The organism is Streptomyces sp. NPDC093546, assembly GCF_044765045.1.
In the GTDB taxonomy this organism is placed as follows: domain Bacteria; phylum Actinomycetota; class Actinomycetes; order Streptomycetales; family Streptomycetaceae; genus Streptomyces.
Genome location: NZ_JBIWJG010000007.1, coordinates 166,500 through 184,032, shown reverse-complemented (window position 1 = coordinate 184,032; position 17,533 = coordinate 166,500). Strand labels below are relative to the sequence as shown.

Here is a 17,533-nt window from a genome sequence, read left to right as displayed (position 1 = left end):
CCGGCGGGTCGCCGGCCGGTTGGCCTACCTCGGTTCGTCGTGCCGGACGACGCTGTCGGGGCCGGGGGACATCACCGTCTCGTGCCCGTCCTCGAAGCGGACGCGGTACGGGGGGTTGCCGTCCTTTCCCAGCACTTCGACGACCTCGGCCGTCCGGTCGTGCTGGCCGACGGTCCTGCCGTGGACCGTCAATTTGTCGCCCTTGCTCGCGTGCATCGAGTGACCTCCTCGCGCCGTGCATCGGCGCCGTCGGACTTGTCGGAGTTGTCCCGTATGGGGAGTCTACGTCCGAGGGTGTGTCCCGCGTCACCCGAGTGTCGGGGGGCTCAGGAGCCGGTCCGCTGGGTGACCGCGATGCAGACGAGGACCGCTCCGGCCGCCAGCGGCGCGGCGGCCGACACCGACTCGCCCAGCAGCCACACCGACCAGGCCAGGGTGAGCAGCGGCTGGGCCAGCTGGAGCTGGCTGGCCCGGGCGATGCCCACCGCCGCCATGCCCCGGTACCAGACGTACAGCCCGAAGAAGGTCGATCCGGCCGCCACCCAGACCAGACCCACGACGCCGTGCGTGGTCAGCCGCACCGGCTCGTAGGCCAGCGCGACCGCCGAACCGGCCACGGCGAGCGGCAGACACATCACCAGCGCCCAGCCGATGACCTGCCAGCCCGGCATCACCCGGGCCAGCCGGCCACCCTCGGTGTAACCGGCCGCACACACCAGTAGCGCCCCGAACAGATACAGGTCGCCGGCCGACACGTCGCCGCCGCTCTGCTGCACGGTGAACGCGATCACCACCGCCGCCCCGGCCAGCGCGGCCGCCCAGAAGGCGCGCGACGGCCGCCGGCCGGTGCGCACCGCGGCGAACACGGCGGTCGTCAGCGGCAGCAGCCCCACCACCACGGCGGCGTGCGAGGTGGTCGAGGTCCGCAGCGCCAGCGTGGTCAGCAGGGGGAAGCCCACCACGACACCGCCGCCGACCACCGCGAGCCCGGCCCAGTGGCGGCGGTCCGGGACCGGTACGCGCAGCGCGAGCAGGAAGGCTCCGGCGATCAGCGCGGCGAGCGTGGAGCGCACGGCGACGAGCGACCAGGGGCCGAAGCTCTCCAGTCCCCAGGCGGTGGACGGGAAGGTGAGCGAGAAGGAGACGACGCCCAGCGAGGCGAGCAGCGTGCCCATGCCGCGGCGGTCGGCGGCGGCCCCGGGCGTCGGGGTCCCGGACGCGGGTGCGGGCGTCGGGGTCCGGGGGGCGGCGGGGGTCTCCACCGCTATCGCGTTCGGGGTGGTAGCGCTATTCTGTGCTGTCATGCACGAGCGTAGCAGCGTCGCTGAACTGGCAGCCACCCTGAAAAAGGAGCTGGACCGCTACTCTCCAGGTGGAAAGCTGCCCTCCAGTCGGGCCCTGGTCGAGCGCTACCGGGTCTCCCCGGTGACCGTCTCCCGGGCCCTCGCCCAGCTCTCCGCCGAGGGCCTGGTCGTCACCCGCCCCGGCGCGGGCGCCTTCCGGGCCCGGCCGCGCGCCACCGGCACACCGGAGGCGGGCGACACCTCCTGGCAGGAGGTCGCCCTCAGCGCCGACTCCGCGACCGAGCTCGTGCCGCGCTCCGTCGACGCGTCCGGTGTCCTCGTCACCCTCGCCGCGCCGCACACCGGCGTGGTCGAGTTCAACGGCGGCTATCTCCACCCCTCCCTCCAGCCCGAGCGGGCCCTCGCCGCCGCGCTCGCCCGCGCCGGACGGCGGCCCGGCGCCTGGAGCCGGCCGCCCACCGACGGACTGCACGAGCTGCGCGACTGGTTCGCCCGCGAGATCGGCGGCACCGTCACCGCCGCCGACGTCCTGATCACCGCGGGCGGCCAGTCCGCGATCGCCACCGCGCTGCGGGCCCTCGCCCCGCCCGGCGCCCCCGTCCTCGTCGAGTCACCCACCTATCCGGGCATGCTGGCCGTCGCCCGCGCCACCGGGGTCCGCCCCGTGCCCGTACCGGCCGACCGCGACGGCGTCCGCCCCGACCTGCTGGCCGCCGCCTTCCGGGCCACGGGCGCCCGTGTCTTCGTCACCCAGCCGCTCTTCCAGAACCCCACCGGCGCGGTCCTCCCCGCCGAGCGGCGCCGCGAGGTGGTGCGCATCGCCCGCGAGGCCGGTGCCTTCGTCGTCGAGGACGACTTCGCCCGCCACCTCGTCCACGAGGACGCGGGCCCGCTCCCCGCGCCGCTCGCCGCCGAGGACCCGGACGGCGTCGTCGTCCACGTCCGCTCGCTCACCAAGATCGCCTCGCCCAGCCTGCGGGTCGGCGCGCTGGCCGCGCGCGGCCCGGTGCTGGAACGGCTCCGCGCCATCCAGGTCGTCGACACCTTCTTCGTGCCGCGCCCCCTCCAGGAAGCCGCCCTGGAGCTCGTCGGGTCTCCGGCCTGGAGCCGTCACCTCCGCGCCGTGTCGGCCGAGTTGAAGTCCCGGCGCGACGCCATGGCCGCCGCGCTCGCGCTGCACCTGCCCGAACTCGCCCTCCCGCACCTCCCCACCGGCGGCCACCATCTCTGGCTCCGCCTCCCCGACACCACCGACGAGCCCGCCCTGCTCGCCGCCGCCCTGCGCGCGGGCGTCGCCGTCGCCCCCGGCCGCCCCTACTTCTGCGCCGAACCGCCCGCCGGGCACGTACGCCTCAGCTTCGCCGCCGTCGCCGGACCGGCCGAGCTCGCCGAGGGCGTACGCCGGCTGCGCGCCGCCCACGACGAACTGCGGCGGTGAGCGAACCGGCCCCTCGGGGAAACCGGCCCCTCGGGGAAACCGGCCCCTCGCAGAAAAGCGTGGCACGCGCCACTGACAACCGCCCCCCGCCCTGCCAGAGTCCGATCATGGACCCCCTGACGGCGAACGCCCTGGACGCGTACGAGATCTCCACCGACCCCGCCCGCCTCGACCGCGCCCGCGTCCACCACTGGCTGTCGACCGACGCGTACTGGGCGCTCGGCCGCAGCCGCGACAAGCAGGACCGGGCGATCGACGGATCGCTCAACTTTGGCCTCTACGAGACCGGCTCGGGTGAACTCGTCGGCTACGCCCGTGCCGTCACCGACCACGCCACCTTCGCCTGGCTCTGCGACGTCTACGTCGACCGCGCCGCCCGCGGCAAGGGCCTGGGCACCGCCCTCGTCGAAGCGGTCCGCGACCACTTCGCCCCCCTGGGCGTCAAGCGCATCATGCTCGCCACCGAGGACGCGCACGGCGTGTACGAGAAGGTGGGCTTCCGCTCCCTCGACGTGCCCGAGCACTGGATGGCGCTCCGATTCCGGTAGGCCGCGGGCGAGCGGCTAGCCTGAGGTCACGATGAACCGTCTGACCACGCCCTGGGGCGATGCCGAGCTCGCCCGCTTCCCCGAGGACCCGCGCGACCCGCTGCGCGCGTGGGACGCCGCCGACGAGTACCTGCTGCGCCACCTGGCGGAGGAGTCCACCGACCTCTCCGGCACCGTGGCCGTCGTCGGCGACCGGTGGGGGGCCTTGGTCACCTCGCTCGCCGGGCTCCACCGCGAACGGACCGGCCCCGCCCCCGTACAGATCACCGACTCCTTCCTCGCCCGCGAGGCCACCCGCGCCAACCTCGCCCGCAACGGGGTCGAGGAGGCGTCCGTGCGGCTCCTCACCACGCGCGACACCCCGCCCGACCGCGTCGACGTGCTGCTCGTCCGCGTCCCCAGGAGCCTCGCGCTCCTGGAGGACCAGCTGCACCGCCTCGCCCCCGCGCTGCACGCGGGCACGGTCGTCGTCGGCACCGGCATGGTCAAGGAGATCCACACCTCCACGCTGCAGCTCTTCGAGCGGCTCGTCGGCCCCACCCGCACCTCGCTGGCCGTCAAGAAGGCCCGCCTGATCTTCTCCACGCCGGACCCGTCGCTGCCGCGCACCACGAGCCCCTGGCCGTACCGGTACGCGCTGCCCGACGACGCCCCGGCCCCCGTGGCCGGCCGGACCGTCGTCAACCACGCGGGCGTCTTCTGCGCCGACCGCCTCGACATCGGCACGCGCTTCTTCCTCCGGCACCTGCCGGCGGCGGGTCCGGGCCGCCGCGTCGTCGACCTCGGTTGCGGCAACGGCGTCGTCGGCCTCGCGATGGCGCTCGCCGACCCGGACGCGGAACTGCTCTTCGCCGACGAGTCGTACCAGGCGGTGGCGTCGGCGGAGGAGACGTACCGGGAGAGCGGCCCGGGCGGGACGAAGGCGGAGTTCCTGGTCGGCGACGGGCTCGCGGACGTCCCCGCGGACTCCGTGGACCTCGTCCTGAACAACCCGCCCTTCCACAGCCACCAGGCCACCACCGACCGCACGGCCCGGCGCATGTTCACGCACGCGCGCCGCGCGCTGCGGCCCGGCGGAGAGCTGTGGGTCGTCGGCAACCGGCACCTGGGCTACCACCTGACGCTGCGGCGGATCTTCGGCAACTGCCAGGTCGTCGCCGGCAGCCCGAAGTTCGTGGTCCTGCGGGCGGCGAAGCGGTAACGCCCGCCCCCTAGGGGGGTGTCGGCACGGGCCCTACGGCGCCGCCGTGAACACCAGCGAGGCGTTGTGCCCGCCGAAGCCGAACGCGTTCGTCAGCGCCGCGCCCACCGGCCCCCGCCGCGGCGCCCCGGTGACGACGTCCAGCTTCACCTCCGGGTCCAGCGTCTCGACGTTCACCGTCGGCGGGACGACGCCGTCGCGCACCGCCAGGATCGCCGCCAGCGCGCCCACCGCTCCCGCCGCGCCGAAGAGATGACCCGTCATCGACTTGGTCGCGGTCACGGCCGCGTGCGTGCCGACGGCCTCGGCCACCGACTGCGCCTCCGCCAGGTCGCCCTTGGGCGTGGAGGTCGCGTGGGCGCTGACGTGCCCGATGTCCAGCGGTGACAGGCCCGCCGCCGCCAGCGCCAGGCGCATCGCGCGCACCTGGCCCTCCGGGTGCGCGGCCGTGATGTGGTACGCGTCCGACGTCACGCCCGCCCCGGCGAGCGCCGCATGGGCGCGAGCCGCCCGCGCCGCGGCGAAGTCCGCGCGCTCCAGCACCACCACCCCGGCCCCCTCGCCGATGACGAAGCCGTCCCGGTCCACGTCGAAGGGCCGGGACGCCCGCTCCGGGGCGTCGTTACGCGTCGAGTGGGCCCTGGCCTGCGCGAACCCGGCCAGCGTCAGCGGGCAGACGCACGCCTCGGCGCCGCCCGCCACCACCACGTCCGCCCGGCCCAGCCGGATCAGGTCCAGGCCCATGGCGATCGCCTCCGCGCCGGACGCGCAGGCGCTGACCGGGGTGTGCGCGCCGCCCCGGGCGCCGAGCTCGATGCTGACCCAGGCGGCCGGGCCGTTCGCCATCAGCATCGGCACCGTGTGCGGGGACACCCGCCGGACCCCGGACGCCTCCAGCACGTCGTCCTGGCCGAGCATGGTCAGGGCCCCGCCCGTGCCCGTACCGACCACCACGGCCAGCCGCTCCGGCTCGACCTCCGGCGCCCCCGCGTCGGCCCACGCCTCCCGGGCGGCGACGAGCGCGACCTGCTCGCAGCGGTCCAGGCGCCGGGCCTGGACGCGGTCCAGGACCTCGGTCGGCTCGACCGCGAGCCGGCCCGCGATCCGTACGGGCAGCCCGGCCGCCCACTCCTCCTCGATCGGGCGGATCCCCGACCGGCCGGCCAGCATCCCCGCCCACGTGGCGGCGGCGTCCCCGCCGAGCGGGGTGGTGGCGCCGAGACCCGTCACCACCACGTCACTCGTGTAAGCGCTCACTGGCACACCCTCCTTTATTGAAACCACACAACAAGATCACTTCGCCTGTCACTCTGTCAGCGATCCGATCCATCGTCAGGTGCGTGTCTCCACGGAATCCGGTCGCGCGTGTTTAGAGGAAACCCACAGTCACGTGGGCCGCCACCCCCTACCCGTCATACCTGAGAGCCACCGCCCGAATGCCCACCCTGGCGGGACGCGGATCACCCGACGCGATCCATAACGTCCGCACCGGAAGCACGCACCACCACACCTCCTCCGGTACGGAAGGACCGCTCATGGCGTCCCGCCTGCGCCGCGCCCTGCTCGCCGCGCTCCTCACCACCTCGGTGGCGCTGCCGGTGTCGGCCGCGGCCCGCCCCTCGGCCGTCCCGGCGCCCGCCCCGCCCCGCCTCGCGCCGCTGACGGCCGCCACGGCCACGCCCGGGACGCTCGACGCGCGGTACGCCGCGAACCGCGCCTCCCTCCGCGCGGCCGAGCGCATGGCCGCCGGCCACGGCGACCGCCGGCGGGCCGCCGCGCTGCGCGCGATGGCGGACCCGGAACGCCGCTTCCTCCACTTCGACGGCCGCGACGGCGGCCGCACCGCCGAGGTCGTCGGGGACCTGGCACGCGCCGACCGCGTCGCGGTCCTGGTCCCGGGCGCCGACACCGGCCTCGATACGTACGGGCGCTTCCACGCCGGCGCCGTGGCGCTCCAGCGCGAGCTGGGCGACCGGGCGGCCGTCGTCGCCTGGCTCGGCTACGCGACGCCGCGCACCCTGGGCCCCGAGGCCCTGACGGACGGCCGGGCCGCGGACGCCGGGCCGCGACTGGCCGCCTTCGTAAGGGAGTTGGCCCGCGCCAAGCCCGCCGCCCGGATCGCGCTCCTGTGCCACTCGTACGGCTCCGTCGTCTGCGCCGACGCGGCCCCGGGCCTGCCCGTCGCCGACATCGTCCTGTACGGCAGCCCGGGCACGGGCCGCACCGGCACCGCCCGGCAGCTGCGCACCACGGCCACCGTCTGGGCGGGCCGGGGCGCCGCCGACTGGATCGCCGACGTGCCGCACGTACGGCTCCGGGTCCCCTTCCTCACCACCGTCGGGTTCGGGACCGATCCGGTGTCTCCGGAGTTCGGCGCGCGCGTCTTCGACGCCGGAGCGGGCGGCCACAGCGACTACCTCGCACCCGGTTCCGTACCCCTGCGCACCCTCGCCCGCATCGTCTCCGGGGAGGTTCCCGATGCGTGAGCTCGTCCGGCGGATCGACGCCGCCACCCCGCCCGGTCGCGACCGCGCCGTCGACGCCCTGCGCGCGCTCGCCATCCTCGGCGTGGTCCTCGGGCACTGGCTGGTGACGGCCCTCGTCGCCGACAGCGGCACGGTCCGTGCCACCAGCCCGGTGTCGTACCTGCCCCACCTCGCCCCCGTCTCCTGGCTGTTGCAGACCCTCGCCGTCTTCTTCCTCGTCGGCGGGTACGTGGCCGCGCAGAGCCACGCGGCGGCGCGCGCCGGGGGTGCGCCGTACCGGAGGTGGCTCGGCGCGCGCCTGGTCCGGCTGTCCCGGCCGGTGGTCGCCGTGGTGGCGGTGTGGGCCGTGGCGGCGGTCGCGATGCTGGCCGCCGGGGCGGGCGACGGGACCGTACGCGCCCTGCTCAAGTTGGTGCTGTCGCCCCTGTGGTTCCTGCTCGTCCTCGCGGCGCTGACGGCGGCGACCCCGCTGGTCGCGCGGCTGCACCCGCTGTGGCCGCTCGCCGTCGTGCTCCACGTCGACCTGGCGCGCTTCGGCCTCGGCGGCCCGGACGCGCTCGGCTGGGCCAACGTGGCGGCCGGCTGGCTGGTGCCGTACTGCCTGGGCACGCTCTGGGCGCGGCACGGCCTGCCGGGGCGTACGACGGGATGGGCGCTGCTCGCCGTCGGCGCCGCCGCCACCGCCGGTCTCGTCCTGTTCGCCGGCTACCCGGCGTCCATGGTCGGGGTGCCCGGCGCCGCGGTCTCCAACCTCAACCCGCCGACGCTCGCCGCCGTCACCTTCGGACTCGCCCAGTGCGGGGCGGCGCTGTTGCTGACGGGCCCGCTGCGGCGGGTGCTGAGGCGGCCCGCGGCGTGGGCGGCCGTGGCGCTGGTGAACCTCTCCGCGATGACCGTCTTCCTCTGGCACCAGACCGCGATGATGGCCGTCACCGCGCTCGGCCTGCTCGCGGACGGGCCCCTTCCGGGGCTGCACACCGTGCCGGACGGCGCCGGCTGGATCCTGGCCCGCCTCGCCTGGCTGCCGCTGTTCGCGGCGGCGCTGCTGGTGTGCCGGGTGGCGTTCCGCACGTACGAACAGGGCTCCGGCAGGCCCTCGGGTCCGGGCGCGAGCCGAGTGGTGCGCGTGGGCGGCCCCGCGCGGGATAGGGAGGCGCGGCGTGACCGGCAAGACACGCTTTAGGGTGAGCCCTGTGACGAGGGGGATCATGGGGGAGCGCTGGGCGAAGGGCCCGCGTGCGGTGCTGCGCGCCCTGCGCGAGGACCTGCTGACGGCGGACCCGGAAGGACTGCCGGGTGCCCGGGCCCCGCGCTGGCTCGACTGGCGGCCCGCGCTCGTGGTGCCGCTGATGCTGATCGCCGGGACGCTGGTCATCCTGGGCACCGAGGAGTACGGCGAGGACTACGGACTGGGCGACGGGCTGGGCCTGCTGCTCGCCTCCGTCCAGGCTGCGGCGCTCGTCGCCGGGCTGTACTTCCCTGTCCCGGCCTGGTGGGCGGCGACACTCGTCATGATCATGGCCACGCAGCCGGTGGCCGACGGCGCCGTCGCCCCGCACTCCTGGATACCGGGCCCGCTCCCGGCCCACGCGGGGGTGCCGTACCCCTGGACGTCCGGCGGGCTGGTGGTGCAGGCGGGCGTGCTGTTCCTGCTCGCCCTGCGGGTGCGGCTGCGGGCCGCGGCCACGGCACTGGTCCTCACCCTCCTGGCGGGCCTCCTTCTGCTGCTGGACGCCGTGGGCTCCGGATACCACCTCGGGAGTGTCAGCCTGGCCGTGCCGGTCCTCGTGGGCGCGACCGTGCTCGGCTCGGCTCTGCGCGGCCGCCAGGTGGCCCGTACCGAACTGGTCGCCCAGGCGGAGCTCACCGCCGGGGAACGGGCCCGGCGCACCCTGCTGGAGGAGCGCCACCGGATCGCGCGCGAGCTGCACGACGTGGTCGCCCACCACATGTCGGTCATCTCCATCCAGGCGCAGGTCGCCCCGCACCTCGTCGCCGACCCGTCCGACGAGCTGCGTGAGAACCTCGCCGGCATCCGGCAGAACGCCGTCGAGGCCCTCACCGAACTCCGCCGCGTCCTCGGCGTCCTGCGCTCCGAGGAGGCCCTCGCCGAGGGCGCGCGCCACGCCCCGCAGCCGACCCTCGCCCAGCTGGACGAGCTCGTCGCGGGCGTGCGCGGCGCCGGTGTCACCGTCACGGCCCGCACCACCGGAACCCCGCGTCCGCTGCCGCCGGGTGTCGAGCTGTCGGCGTTCCGTATCGTGCAGGAGGCGCTCAGCAACGTGATGCGGCACGCGCCCGGGGCGGAGGTGCGCGTGGAGACGGGGTACCACCCCTCCGGGCTCACCGTCCGCGTCACCAACACTCCGCCGCTCCACCCCGCCCAGCCTTCGCCAGGCACCGGTCACGGACTGCTCGGCATGCGGGAGCGCACGGCGATGCTCGGCGGCGACCTCGCCACCGGGCCCACCCCGGACGGCGGTTACGAGGTGACCGCGGTCCTGCCGGCGCACGCGACGAACCCGACCACCGAGGACCCCGTATGACGACCCCCATCCGCGTCCTGATCGCCGACGACCAGATGATGGTCCGCCAGGGCTTCACGGTGCTGCTCAACGCCGAACCGGGCATCGAGGTCGTCGGCCAGGCCGTGGACGGTCTCGACGCCGTCGCCAAGGTCGCCGAACTCGCCCCGGACGTCGTCCTGATGGACATCCGCATGCCCGGCCTCGGCGGCATCGAGGCCACGCGCCGCATCACCGCGGCACCCGGAGCCACCGCGCGCGTCCTGGTCCTGACCACCTTCGACCTCGACGAGTACGTGTACGAGGCGCTGCGCGCGGGCGCCTCCGGCTTCCTCCTCAAGGACGCGTCGGCCGACGAACTCGCCCAGGCGGTACGGGTCGTGGCCGGGGGCGAGGCACTGCTCGCGCCGAACATCACCAAGCGGCTCATCGCCGAGTTCGCCCGCGTGACCCGCACCGCCACCGTCCGCACCCCGCGCCAGGGCCGCGCCGGCGACCTGACGGAGCGCGAGACCGAAGTGCTGGCGCTGATCGCGCAGGGCCTGTCCAACGCGGAGATCGCCGAGCGTCTGGTCGTCGCCGAGCAGACCGTGAAGACCCACGTCGGCCGGATCCTCGTCAAACTGGGCCTGCGCGACCGCACGCAGGCGGCGGTCTTCGCGTACGAGACGGGCCTGGTCCGCCCGGCCGGGTATTGAGCCGGTCGGGCGCCCTCACCGGCGTACGGCGCCGGCGAGGACCGCGGTCACGACCTTGGCGACGGCTCCGTCCTCCGGCGGCGCGCCTTCCCGGTCGGCGAACAGCAGGTGCACGGCGCCGATGAGCGTGGGAGCCAGGGTGTCGACGTCGGCGTCGGCGTCGATGCGCCCCCGTTCCCGCTCGGCGGTCAGGTACGAGGCGATCATCGCGGCGGCTTCCGCCAGGACCGGGACGCCGGCCGGCCTGTCCCGGCGCAGCCGGGCGCGCAGCTCGTCGCGGGAGATGACGAGGGCGACGATGGACACGGCGACCGACCGGAACAGGCCCGTCAGCGCGCCGGTGAGGTTGTCGGTGACCGAACCGCTCCCGGCGCAGGCGCGCAGGGCCCCGGCCTGGTCGTCGATGCGCCGGACCCGGTCGCGTACGAGCTCGGCGAGGAAGGCGTCGAAGTCGGCGAAGTGCCGGTGCAGGACGCCCTTGGCGCAGCCCGCCTCCGTGGTGACCGCCCGGCTGGTCAACGCGTTCGGCCCGTCCCGGAGCAGGACGCGCTCGGCGGCGTCGAACAGCTGCTCGCGGGCGTCGCGGAGGGCCACTCCCGTCGGCATCAGGCCCCGCCTCGAGTTCCGGCCCCGCCTCGCACCGCGGTGACCGCCACCGTGACGTAACGCATCGTGAAGCCGCCGCCCCGCGCGTCGATGGCGGCCCCGACACCCTCCAAAACCTCCGCCAGCTTGTCCGGCGGGAGGCGGGTGAAGGCGCCCTGGGTGGGCATCTGATCCAGCCACGCGTCTCGCGTGTAGGACCACTCCCAGTCGAAGCGCCACTGCTCCGGGGCGCCGAAGCCGCCCGCCTCGCGCATGCCGTCGGCCGCCTTGGCGAAGACCGCCCGGTACGCGTCCAGGGCGCCCCGCGCCATCGCGTGGGGGTCGAACGGCGCGTCGGGCAGCGCCCGCCGGCAGACCTCGGCGACGGCTTCCGCCAGGTCGGACGGGAACTCGAAGGCGCTCCAGAACGGGGCCAGCAGGCCGCCGGGGCGCAGTACGCGCGCGGCCTGGGCCGCTCCCGCGGCGGGGTCGATCCAGTGCCAGGCCTGGCCGGCGACGACCGCGTCGAAGGCCCGGCCCGCCGGATCCCACGCCTCGAACGTCGCCACCTCCACCTCGGTTCCCAGCCGCCGCGCCCGGTCGGCCATACGCGGGTCGGGCTCGACCCCGAGGACCCGGCAGCCGGCCTCCTGGAACTGCCGGGCGGCGATGCCGGTACCGCACCCGACGTCGAGGACGCCGGGGCCCGGGCTGCCGGCGACGATCCGCTCCACCAGGGCCTGGGGATAGCGAGGCCGGGCCCGGTCGTAGCGCTCGGCGTCCGTGCCGAACGACTCGGCCACCCGGCGGTGTTGGTGAGGCTCGTGCGCGGAGGAGCGACCTCGCTCCGGTGGAGTGGGCATGTGCCCATCCTTAGTGGGCGCATGCCCACTCGTCAAGGTCCACGACGCCGCGCCCGCCCCGGCGCCCCGGCCGCGTGCCATGCTGGTGCGTATGGCGACCCTGGATGACCTGGTACGGCTGCGACGCGCCCGGGACGTGATGGACCGCGACTACGCGCAGCCGCTGGACGTGCCCGCGCTGGCCAGGGTCGCCCACATGTCGGCCGGGCACTTCTCCCGCAGCTTCCGCGCCGCGTTCGGGGAGACGCCCTACAACTACCTGATGACCCGCCGCATCGAGCGGGCGAAGGCGCTGCTGCGGCGGGGCGACATGAGCGTGACCGAGGTCTGCTTCGCGGTGGGATGTACCTCGCTCGGCTCGTTCAGCTCGCGCTTCACCGAGCTCGTGGGCGAGAGCCCGAGCGCCTACCGGGCCCGCCCCCACGAGGCCGGTGCCGGGATCCCGGCGTGCGTCGCCAAGGTCCTCACCCGACCGGCCAGGAACCGCGAACCGGTGAGGGTCGGGGAACAACCGGTCGGGGCCGGAGAAGCATCGGTCAGGATCGGAGAAGCGGAAGCCGCCGCCGCCTCGTAGCGTCGAGGGCATGGACATCAAACTCTCGCAGTGCTTCATCGCCGTCGACGACCATGACAAGGCGCTCGCCTTCTACCGCGACGTCCTCGGCTTCGAGGTGCGCAACGACGTCGCGTTCGAGGGGATGCGCTGGGTGACCGTCGGCTCGCCCGCGCAGCCGGACGTGGAGATCGTTCTGGAGCCGCCGCTCGCCGACCCCAACGCCTCGCCCGCCGACCGGCAGGCGATGGCCGAACTGCTGGCCAAGGGCATGCTGCGCGGCGTGATCTTCACCACCGACGACTGCGACGCCACCTTCGAACGCATCCGGGCCGCCGGCGGCGAGGTGCTGCAGGAGCCGATCGACCAGCCGTACGGCGTGCGCGACTGCGCCTTCCGCGACCCGGCCGGCAACATGCTCCGCTTCAACCAGCCCCGCAAGCGGTAAGGACCAGCCCCGCAGGCCGCGGTAAGGACCGGCCTCGGCCGGGTCCGGCCCCCTGCCGCGGAGCGCTCCAACTCCCCGGCGGGGCAAGCGACTCGGCCGTCCCGTCGGGGAGCGCGGCCGGCGGTGGTCGCGCTCCCCGGCAGGAGGGATACTTCCCCGACGCCGCAAGATCGCCGGCCGCAGCGGCCGACAGAGACACCGGCCCCGCCCGCAGAGGGAGAGACGATGAGCATGGCCACGACGACGGACACGCAGTCGCCCGTGCCGCCGCACACCGCGGACAGCCACGACCTGATCCGTGTGCACGGCGCGCGTGTGAACAACCTCAAGGACGTCAGCCTGGAGATCCCCAAGCGCCGGCTGGCGGTGTTCACCGGAGTCTCCGGTTCGGGCAAGAGCTCGCTGGTGTTCGACACGATCGCCGCGGAGTCGCAGCGGCTGATCAACGAGACCTACAGCGCCTTCGTCCAAGGCTTCATGCCGACACTGGCGCGGCCCGACGTCGACGTACTCGAAGGCCTGACGACCGCGATCATCGTCGACCAGCAGCGGATGGGCGCCAACCCCCGCTCCACGGTGGGCACCGTCACCGACGCCCACGCGATGCTGCGCATCCTCTTCAGCCGGCTCGGCCGCCCGCACATCGGCTCGCCGCAGGCCTTCTCCTTCAACGTCGCCTCCATCAGCGGAGCGGGCGCGGTCACCTTCGAACGCGGCGGGAAGACGACGAAGGAGCGGCGCGACTTCAAGATCACCGGCGGGATGTGCCCGCGCTGCGAGGGCATGGGCAGGGTCTCCGACGTCGACCTGGCCCAGCTGTACGACGACTCCAAGTCGCTCAACGAGGGCGCGCTCACCATCCCCGGCTACACCATGGACGGTTGGTACGGCCGCATCTACAGCGGCTGCGGCTTCTTCGACCCCGACAAGCCGATCCGCGACTTCACCGAGAAGGAGCTGGACGCCCTCCTCCACAAGGAGCCGACCAAGATCAAGGTCGAGGGCATCAACCTCACCTACGAGGGACTGATCCCGAAGCTCCGGAAGTCGATGCTGTCCAAGGACCGGGAGGCGCTCCAGCCGCACATCCGGGCGTTCGTGGACCGGGCCGTCACCTTCACCACCTGCCCCGACTGCGACGGCACCCGGCTCACCGAGGCGGCCCGCTCCTCCAAGATCGGCGGCGTCGGCATCGCCGACGCCTGCGCGATGCAGATCAGCGACCTCGCCGCATGGGTCCGCGGTCTCGACGAGCCCTCGGCGGCGCCGCTGCTCGCCTCGCTGCGGCAGACCCTGGACTCCTTCGTGGAGATCGGTCTCGGCTACCTCTCGCTCGACCGGCCGTCGGGCACGCTGTCGGGCGGCGAGGCGCAGCGCGTCAAGATGATCCGCCACCTCGGCTCCTCGCTCACCGACGTCACCTACGTCTTCGACGAGCCGACCGCGGGCCTGCACCCCCATGACATCCAGCGGATGAACGACCTGCTGCTGCGGCTGCGCGACAAGGGCAACACCGTGCTCGTCGTGGAGCACAAGCCCGAGGTGATCGCCATCGCCGACCACGTCGTCGACCTCGGCCCCGGCGCCGGCACGGCGGGCGGCACGGTCTGCTTCGAGGGCACCGTCGCGGGGCTGCGGGCCGCCGACACCGTCACCGGCCGCCACCTCGACGACCGGGCCGCCCTCAAGGAGGCGGTGCGCAAGCCCACCGGCACGCTGGAGATCCGCGGCGCGACGACGAACAACCTGCAAGGTGTCGACGTCGACGTCCCGCTCGGGGTGCTCTGCGTGGTCACGGGCGTGGCCGGCTCCGGCAAGAGCTCCCTCATCCACGGGTCGATCCGCCCGGACGACGGCGTGGTGTCCATCGACCAGACCCCGATCCGCGGCTCGCGGCGCAGCAACCCGGCGACGTACACCGGGCTGCTCGACCCCATCCGCAAGGCCTTCGCCAAGGCCAACGGCGTCAAGCCGGCGCTCTTCAGCGCCAACAGCGAAGGCGCCTGCCCCACCTGCAACGGCGCGGGCGTCATCTACACCGACCTGGCGATGATGGCGGGCGTCGCCACCGTCTGCGAGGAGTGCGAGGGCAAGCGGTTCCAGGCCTCCGTCCTCGACCACCACCTCGGCGGCCGGGACATCAGCGAGGTGCTCGCGATGTCGGTGACCGAGGCCGAGGAGTTCTTCTCCACCGGCGAGGCGCGCACCCCGGCGGCCCACAAGATCCTGACGCGGCTCGCCGACGTCGGGCTCGGCTACCTCACCCTGGGCCAGCCGCTCACCACGCTCTCCGGCGGCGAGCGGCAGCGGCTCAAGCTCGCCACGCACATGGCGGAGAAGGGCGGTGTGTACGTCCTCGACGAGCCGACCACCGGCCTCCACCTCGCCGACGTCGAGCAGCTGCTCGGCCTGCTCGACAGGCTCGTCGACTCGGGCAAGTCGGTCATCGTCATCGAGCACCACCAGGCGGTCATGGCGCACGCCGACTGGATCATCGACCTCGGCCCGGGCGCCGGCCACGACGGCGGCCGGATCGTCTTCGAAGGTGCCCCCGCCGACCTCGTCGCCGCCCGCTCCACCCTCACCGGCGAGCACCTCGCGGCGTACGTCGGGGCCTGAGCGGGACGGCCGGCGGGACTCCGGAAAACCTTTGCATAAAACTGCATAGCTGCGTATAGTCATGCCATCACCGAGGAGGACCGATGGCAGTACGAGCAGCAGTGGCGGGCGCGAGCGGATACGCGGGCGGAGAGCTCCTCCGCCTGCTTCTCGCCCACCCCCGCGTCGAGATCGGCGCCCTGACCGGCAACTCCAACGCCGGACAGCGCTTCGGCGGGCTCCAGCCGCACCTGCTGCCGCTCGCCGACCGGGTGCTGGAGCCGACCACCGCGGAGGTCCTCGCCGGGCACGACGTCGTGTTCCTGGCGCTGCCGCACGGGCAGTCCGCCGCCGTCGCCGAGCAGCTCGGCGACGACGTCCTCGTCGTCGACATGGGCGCCGACTTCCGGCTGGAGGACGCCGCCGACTGGGAGAAGTTCTACGGCTCCCCGCACGCCGGGACCTGGCCCTACGGCCTTCCCGAGCTGCCGGGCGCCCGCGCCGCGCTGGAGGGGTCCCGGCGCGTCGCGGTGCCCGGCTGTTACCCCACCGCCGTATCGCTCGCGCTCTTCCCGGCGTACGGCGGCGGGCTCGTCGAGCCGGACGCCGTGATCGTCGCGGCCACCGGCACCTCCGGCGCGGGCAAGGCGCTCAAGCCGCACCTCCTCGGCTCCGAGGTCATGGGCTCCATGTCCCCGTACGGCGTGGGCGGCGGGCACCGGCACACCCCCGAGATGAGCCAGAACCTCAGCGGTGTGGCGGGGGAGAAGGTCACCGTCTCCTTCACCCCGACCCTCGCCCCCATGGCCCGCGGCATCCTCGCCACCTGCAGCGCCAAGGCCAAGCCGGACACCACGGCCGAGGACGTACGCGCCGCGTACGAGAAGGCGTACGCCGACGAGCCGTTCGTCCACCTCCTCCCGGAGGGGCAGTGGCCCGCGACCGCCTCCGTCTACGGCTCCAACGCCGTCCAGGTCCAGGTCGCGTACGACGAGACGGCCGGCCGCGTCATCGCGATCAGCGCCATCGACAACCTCACCAAGGGCACCGCCGGCGGCGCGGTGCAGAGCATGAACATCGCCCTCGGTCTCGAGGAGACCACCGGACTTTCCACGATCGGAGTGGCACCGTGAGCGTCACGGCAGCGAAGGGATTCACGGCGGCGGGCATCGCCGCCGGGATCAAGCAGAACGGCAACCCGGACCTGGCCCTCGTGGTCAACACCGGGCCCCGCCGCGCAGCCGCGGGCGTCTTCACCTCCAACCGCGTCAAGGCGGCGCCCGTCCAGTGGTCCGAGCAGGTCCTGAAGAGCGGCGAGCTGACCGCCGTCGTCCTCAACTCCGGCGGCGCCAACGCCTGCACCGGCCCGAAGGGCTTCCAGGACACCCACGCCACCGCCGAGAAGGTCGCCGACGTCCTGGACATCGGCGCGGGCGAGGTCGCCGTCGCGTCGACCGGCCTCATCGGCGTACTCCTGCCCATGGACAAGCTCCTGCCGGGCGTGGAGAAGGCCGCCGAGGCGCTCAGCGAGCACGGCGGCGAGAAGGCCGCCATCGCGATCAAGACCACCGACACCGTCCACAAGACGTCTGTGGTGACCAAGGACGGGTGGACCGTCGGCGGCATGGCTAAGGGGGCGGGCATGCTCGCCCCCGGCCTCGCCACCATGCTCGTCGTCCTCACCACCGACGCCGACCTCGACGCCCCGACGCTCGACAAGGCGCTGCGCGACGCCACCCGCGTCACCTTCGACCGGGTCGACTCCGACGGCTGCATGTCCACCAACGACACCGTCCTGCTGCTCGCCTCCGGCGCCTCCGGCGCGACGCCCGCGTACGAGGAGTTCGCCGACGCCGTACGCACCGTCTGCGACGACCTCGGCCGGCAGCTCATCGGCGACGCCGAGGGCGCGTCCAAGGACATCCGTATCGAGGTGGTCAACGCCGCCTCCGAGGAGGACGCCGTCGAGGTGGGCCGCTCCATCGCCCGCAACAACCTCCTCAAGTGCGCCATCCACGGCGAGGACCCCAACTGGGGCCGCGTCCTGTCCGCCATCGGCACCACCAAGGCCGCCTTCGAGCCGGACCGGCTCAACGTCGCCATCAACGGCGTCTGGGTCTGCAAGAACGGCTCGGTCGGCGAGGACCGCGACCTCGTCGACATGCGTTACCGCGAGGTGACGATCACCGCCGACCTCGCCGCCGGGTCCGAGTCCGCCGTCATCTGGACCAACGACCTCACCGCCGACTACGTCCACGAGAACAGCGCGTACTCCTCCTGAGGACT

At 74.1% G+C, this 17,533-nt stretch carries 17 protein-coding genes; 12 read left to right on the top strand and 5 right to left on the bottom strand.

What is annotated here, in order from left to right:
• Positions 1 to 24: 24 nt before the first annotated feature.
• Both ACIRNI_RS17960 and ACIRNI_RS17955 read right to left on the bottom strand, forming a co-directional pair.
• Positions 25 to 216 (bottom strand): DUF1918 domain-containing protein, encoded by a 192-nt coding sequence (locus ACIRNI_RS17960; RefSeq protein ID WP_355362415.1) that lies wholly within the window; start codon positions 214 to 216, stop codon positions 25 to 27.
• Between the two features lie 110 nt (positions 217 to 326).
• Positions 327 to 1,304 (bottom strand): DMT family transporter, encoded by a 978-nt coding sequence (locus ACIRNI_RS17955; RefSeq protein ID WP_403552351.1) that lies wholly within the window; start codon positions 1,302 to 1,304, stop codon positions 327 to 329.
• On the opposite strand from ACIRNI_RS17955, the gene ACIRNI_RS17950 reads away from it, so the two are divergent.
• From ACIRNI_RS17950 to ACIRNI_RS17940, 3 genes are all read left to right on the top strand, one after another.
• Positions 1,303 to 2,742 carry a PLP-dependent aminotransferase family protein gene (locus tag ACIRNI_RS17950; protein WP_403552350.1) on the top strand — a complete coding sequence of 480 codons (1,440 nt, stop codon included), beginning with the start codon at positions 1,303 to 1,305 and terminating at the stop codon, positions 2,740 to 2,742. The genes ACIRNI_RS17955 and ACIRNI_RS17950 overlap by 2 nt on opposite strands.
• A gap of 107 nt (positions 2,743 to 2,849) precedes the next feature.
• Entirely contained in the window at positions 2,850 to 3,290 is a 441-nt protein-coding gene (locus tag ACIRNI_RS17945) for a GNAT family N-acetyltransferase (RefSeq protein WP_403552349.1), read from the top strand.
• 31 nt (positions 3,291 to 3,321) lie between these two features.
• Entirely contained in the window at positions 3,322 to 4,491 is a 1,170-nt protein-coding gene (locus tag ACIRNI_RS17940; RefSeq protein WP_403552348.1) for a methyltransferase, read from the top strand.
• A gap of 33 nt (positions 4,492 to 4,524) precedes the next feature.
• Here the strand turns inward: ACIRNI_RS17940 and ACIRNI_RS17935 are convergent, their stop codons facing one another.
• Positions 4,525 to 5,748, bottom strand: a complete 1,224-nt coding sequence (locus ACIRNI_RS17935) for a beta-ketoacyl-[acyl-carrier-protein] synthase family protein (RefSeq protein WP_403552347.1) — start codon at positions 5,746 to 5,748, stop codon at positions 4,525 to 4,527.
• Positions 5,749 to 6,026: 278 nt separating this feature from the next.
• Here ACIRNI_RS17935 and ACIRNI_RS17930 point away from each other — a divergent pair, with 278 nt between their 5' ends.
• From ACIRNI_RS17930 to ACIRNI_RS17915, 4 genes are read left to right on the top strand one after another with little or no spacing between them, the layout of a single operon-like run.
• Entirely contained in the window at positions 6,027 to 6,977 is a 951-nt protein-coding gene (locus ACIRNI_RS17930) for an alpha/beta hydrolase (RefSeq protein ID WP_403552346.1), read from the top strand.
• Positions 6,970 to 8,160, top strand: coding sequence for an acyltransferase (locus ACIRNI_RS17925; protein ID WP_403552345.1), 1,191 nt, complete (start codon positions 6,970 to 6,972; stop codon positions 8,158 to 8,160). Before ACIRNI_RS17930 ends, ACIRNI_RS17925 begins: the two co-directional genes overlap by 8 nt.
• Before the next feature lie 25 nt (positions 8,161 to 8,185).
• A complete protein-coding gene (locus ACIRNI_RS17920) occupies positions 8,186 to 9,523 on the top strand; it encodes a sensor histidine kinase (protein WP_403552534.1) in 1,338 nt (445 codons plus the stop codon).
• The gene (locus ACIRNI_RS17915; RefSeq protein ID WP_403552344.1) at positions 9,520 to 10,200 is read left to right on the top strand and encodes a response regulator; all 681 of its coding nucleotides are present in this window, start codon (positions 9,520 to 9,522) and stop codon (positions 10,198 to 10,200) included. The genes ACIRNI_RS17920 and ACIRNI_RS17915 overlap by 4 nt, the downstream gene beginning before the upstream one ends.
• Before the next feature lie 15 nt (positions 10,201 to 10,215).
• On the opposite strand, the gene ACIRNI_RS17910 is transcribed toward ACIRNI_RS17915, so the two are convergent.
• Both ACIRNI_RS17910 and ACIRNI_RS17905 read right to left on the bottom strand, forming a co-directional pair.
• Positions 10,216 to 10,806 carry a TetR/AcrR family transcriptional regulator gene (locus tag ACIRNI_RS17910; protein WP_403552343.1) on the bottom strand — a complete coding sequence of 197 codons (591 nt, stop codon included), beginning with the start codon at positions 10,804 to 10,806 and terminating at the stop codon, positions 10,216 to 10,218.
• A complete protein-coding gene (locus ACIRNI_RS17905) occupies positions 10,806 to 11,648 on the bottom strand; it encodes a class I SAM-dependent methyltransferase (protein WP_403552342.1) in 843 nt (280 codons plus the stop codon). Before ACIRNI_RS17905 ends, ACIRNI_RS17910 begins: the two co-directional genes overlap by 1 nt.
• 91 nt (positions 11,649 to 11,739) lie before the next feature.
• On the opposite strand from ACIRNI_RS17905, the gene ACIRNI_RS17900 reads away from it, so the two are divergent.
• The 5 genes from ACIRNI_RS17900 to argJ all read left to right on the top strand — a co-directional run bounded on the left by ACIRNI_RS17900 (position 11,740) and on the right by argJ (position 17,528).
• Entirely contained in the window at positions 11,740 to 12,222 is a 483-nt protein-coding gene (locus ACIRNI_RS17900) for a helix-turn-helix transcriptional regulator (RefSeq protein ID WP_403552341.1), read from the top strand.
• A gap of 10 nt (positions 12,223 to 12,232) precedes the next feature.
• Positions 12,233 to 12,649 carry a VOC family protein gene (locus ACIRNI_RS17895; RefSeq protein ID WP_403552340.1) on the top strand — a complete coding sequence of 139 codons (417 nt, stop codon included), beginning with the start codon at positions 12,233 to 12,235 and terminating at the stop codon, positions 12,647 to 12,649.
• A gap of 225 nt (positions 12,650 to 12,874) precedes the next feature.
• Complete coding sequence (locus ACIRNI_RS17890; protein WP_403552339.1) at positions 12,875 to 15,268, top strand: ATP-binding cassette domain-containing protein; 2,394 nt, start codon at positions 12,875 to 12,877, stop codon at positions 15,266 to 15,268.
• Positions 15,269 to 15,351: 83 nt separating this feature from the next.
• Complete coding sequence (gene argC, locus ACIRNI_RS17885; protein WP_403552338.1) at positions 15,352 to 16,380, top strand: N-acetyl-gamma-glutamyl-phosphate reductase; 1,029 nt, start codon at positions 15,352 to 15,354, stop codon at positions 16,378 to 16,380.
• Positions 16,377 to 17,528: a bifunctional glutamate N-acetyltransferase/amino-acid acetyltransferase ArgJ gene (gene argJ / locus ACIRNI_RS17880; protein ID WP_403552337.1), complete on the top strand. Its 1,152-nt coding sequence runs from the start codon at positions 16,377 to 16,379 to the stop codon at positions 17,526 to 17,528. Before argC ends, argJ begins: the two co-directional genes overlap by 4 nt.
• The last annotated feature ends 5 nt before the right edge of the window (positions 17,529 to 17,533 follow it).

Bases quoted from the DNA above. Each gene is read 5' to 3' on its own strand.
- ACIRNI_RS17960 (WP_355362415.1), bottom strand. From the start codon at position 216: ATGCACGCGAGCAAGGGCGACAAATTGACGGTCCACGGCAGGACCGTC.
- ACIRNI_RS17950 (WP_403552350.1), top strand. From the start codon at position 1,303: ATGCACGAGCGTAGCAGCGTCGCTGAACTGGCAGCCACCCTGAAAAAG.
- ACIRNI_RS17955 (WP_403552351.1), bottom strand. From the start codon at position 1,304: ATGACAGCACAGAATAGCGCTACCACCCCGAACGCGATAGCGGTGGAG.
- ACIRNI_RS17945 (WP_403552349.1), top strand. From the start codon at position 2,850: ATGGACCCCCTGACGGCGAACGCCCTGGACGCGTACGAGATCTCCACC.
- ACIRNI_RS17940 (WP_403552348.1), top strand. From the start codon at position 3,322: ATGAACCGTCTGACCACGCCCTGGGGCGATGCCGAGCTCGCCCGCTTC.
- ACIRNI_RS17930 (WP_403552346.1), top strand. From the start codon at position 6,027: ATGGCGTCCCGCCTGCGCCGCGCCCTGCTCGCCGCGCTCCTCACCACC.
- ACIRNI_RS17925 (WP_403552345.1), top strand. From the start codon at position 6,970: ATGCGTGAGCTCGTCCGGCGGATCGACGCCGCCACCCCGCCCGGTCGC.
- ACIRNI_RS17920 (WP_403552534.1), top strand. From the start codon at position 8,186: ATGGGGGAGCGCTGGGCGAAGGGCCCGCGTGCGGTGCTGCGCGCCCTG.
- ACIRNI_RS17915 (WP_403552344.1), top strand. From the start codon at position 9,520: ATGACGACCCCCATCCGCGTCCTGATCGCCGACGACCAGATGATGGTC.
- ACIRNI_RS17910 (WP_403552343.1), bottom strand. From the start codon at position 10,806: ATGCCGACGGGAGTGGCCCTCCGCGACGCCCGCGAGCAGCTGTTCGAC.
- ACIRNI_RS17905 (WP_403552342.1), bottom strand. From the start codon at position 11,648: ATGCCCACTCCACCGGAGCGAGGTCGCTCCTCCGCGCACGAGCCTCAC.
- ACIRNI_RS17900 (WP_403552341.1), top strand. From the start codon at position 11,740: ATGGCGACCCTGGATGACCTGGTACGGCTGCGACGCGCCCGGGACGTG.
- ACIRNI_RS17895 (WP_403552340.1), top strand. From the start codon at position 12,233: ATGGACATCAAACTCTCGCAGTGCTTCATCGCCGTCGACGACCATGAC.
- ACIRNI_RS17890 (WP_403552339.1), top strand. From the start codon at position 12,875: ATGAGCATGGCCACGACGACGGACACGCAGTCGCCCGTGCCGCCGCAC.
- argC (WP_403552338.1), top strand. From the start codon at position 15,352: ATGGCAGTACGAGCAGCAGTGGCGGGCGCGAGCGGATACGCGGGCGGA.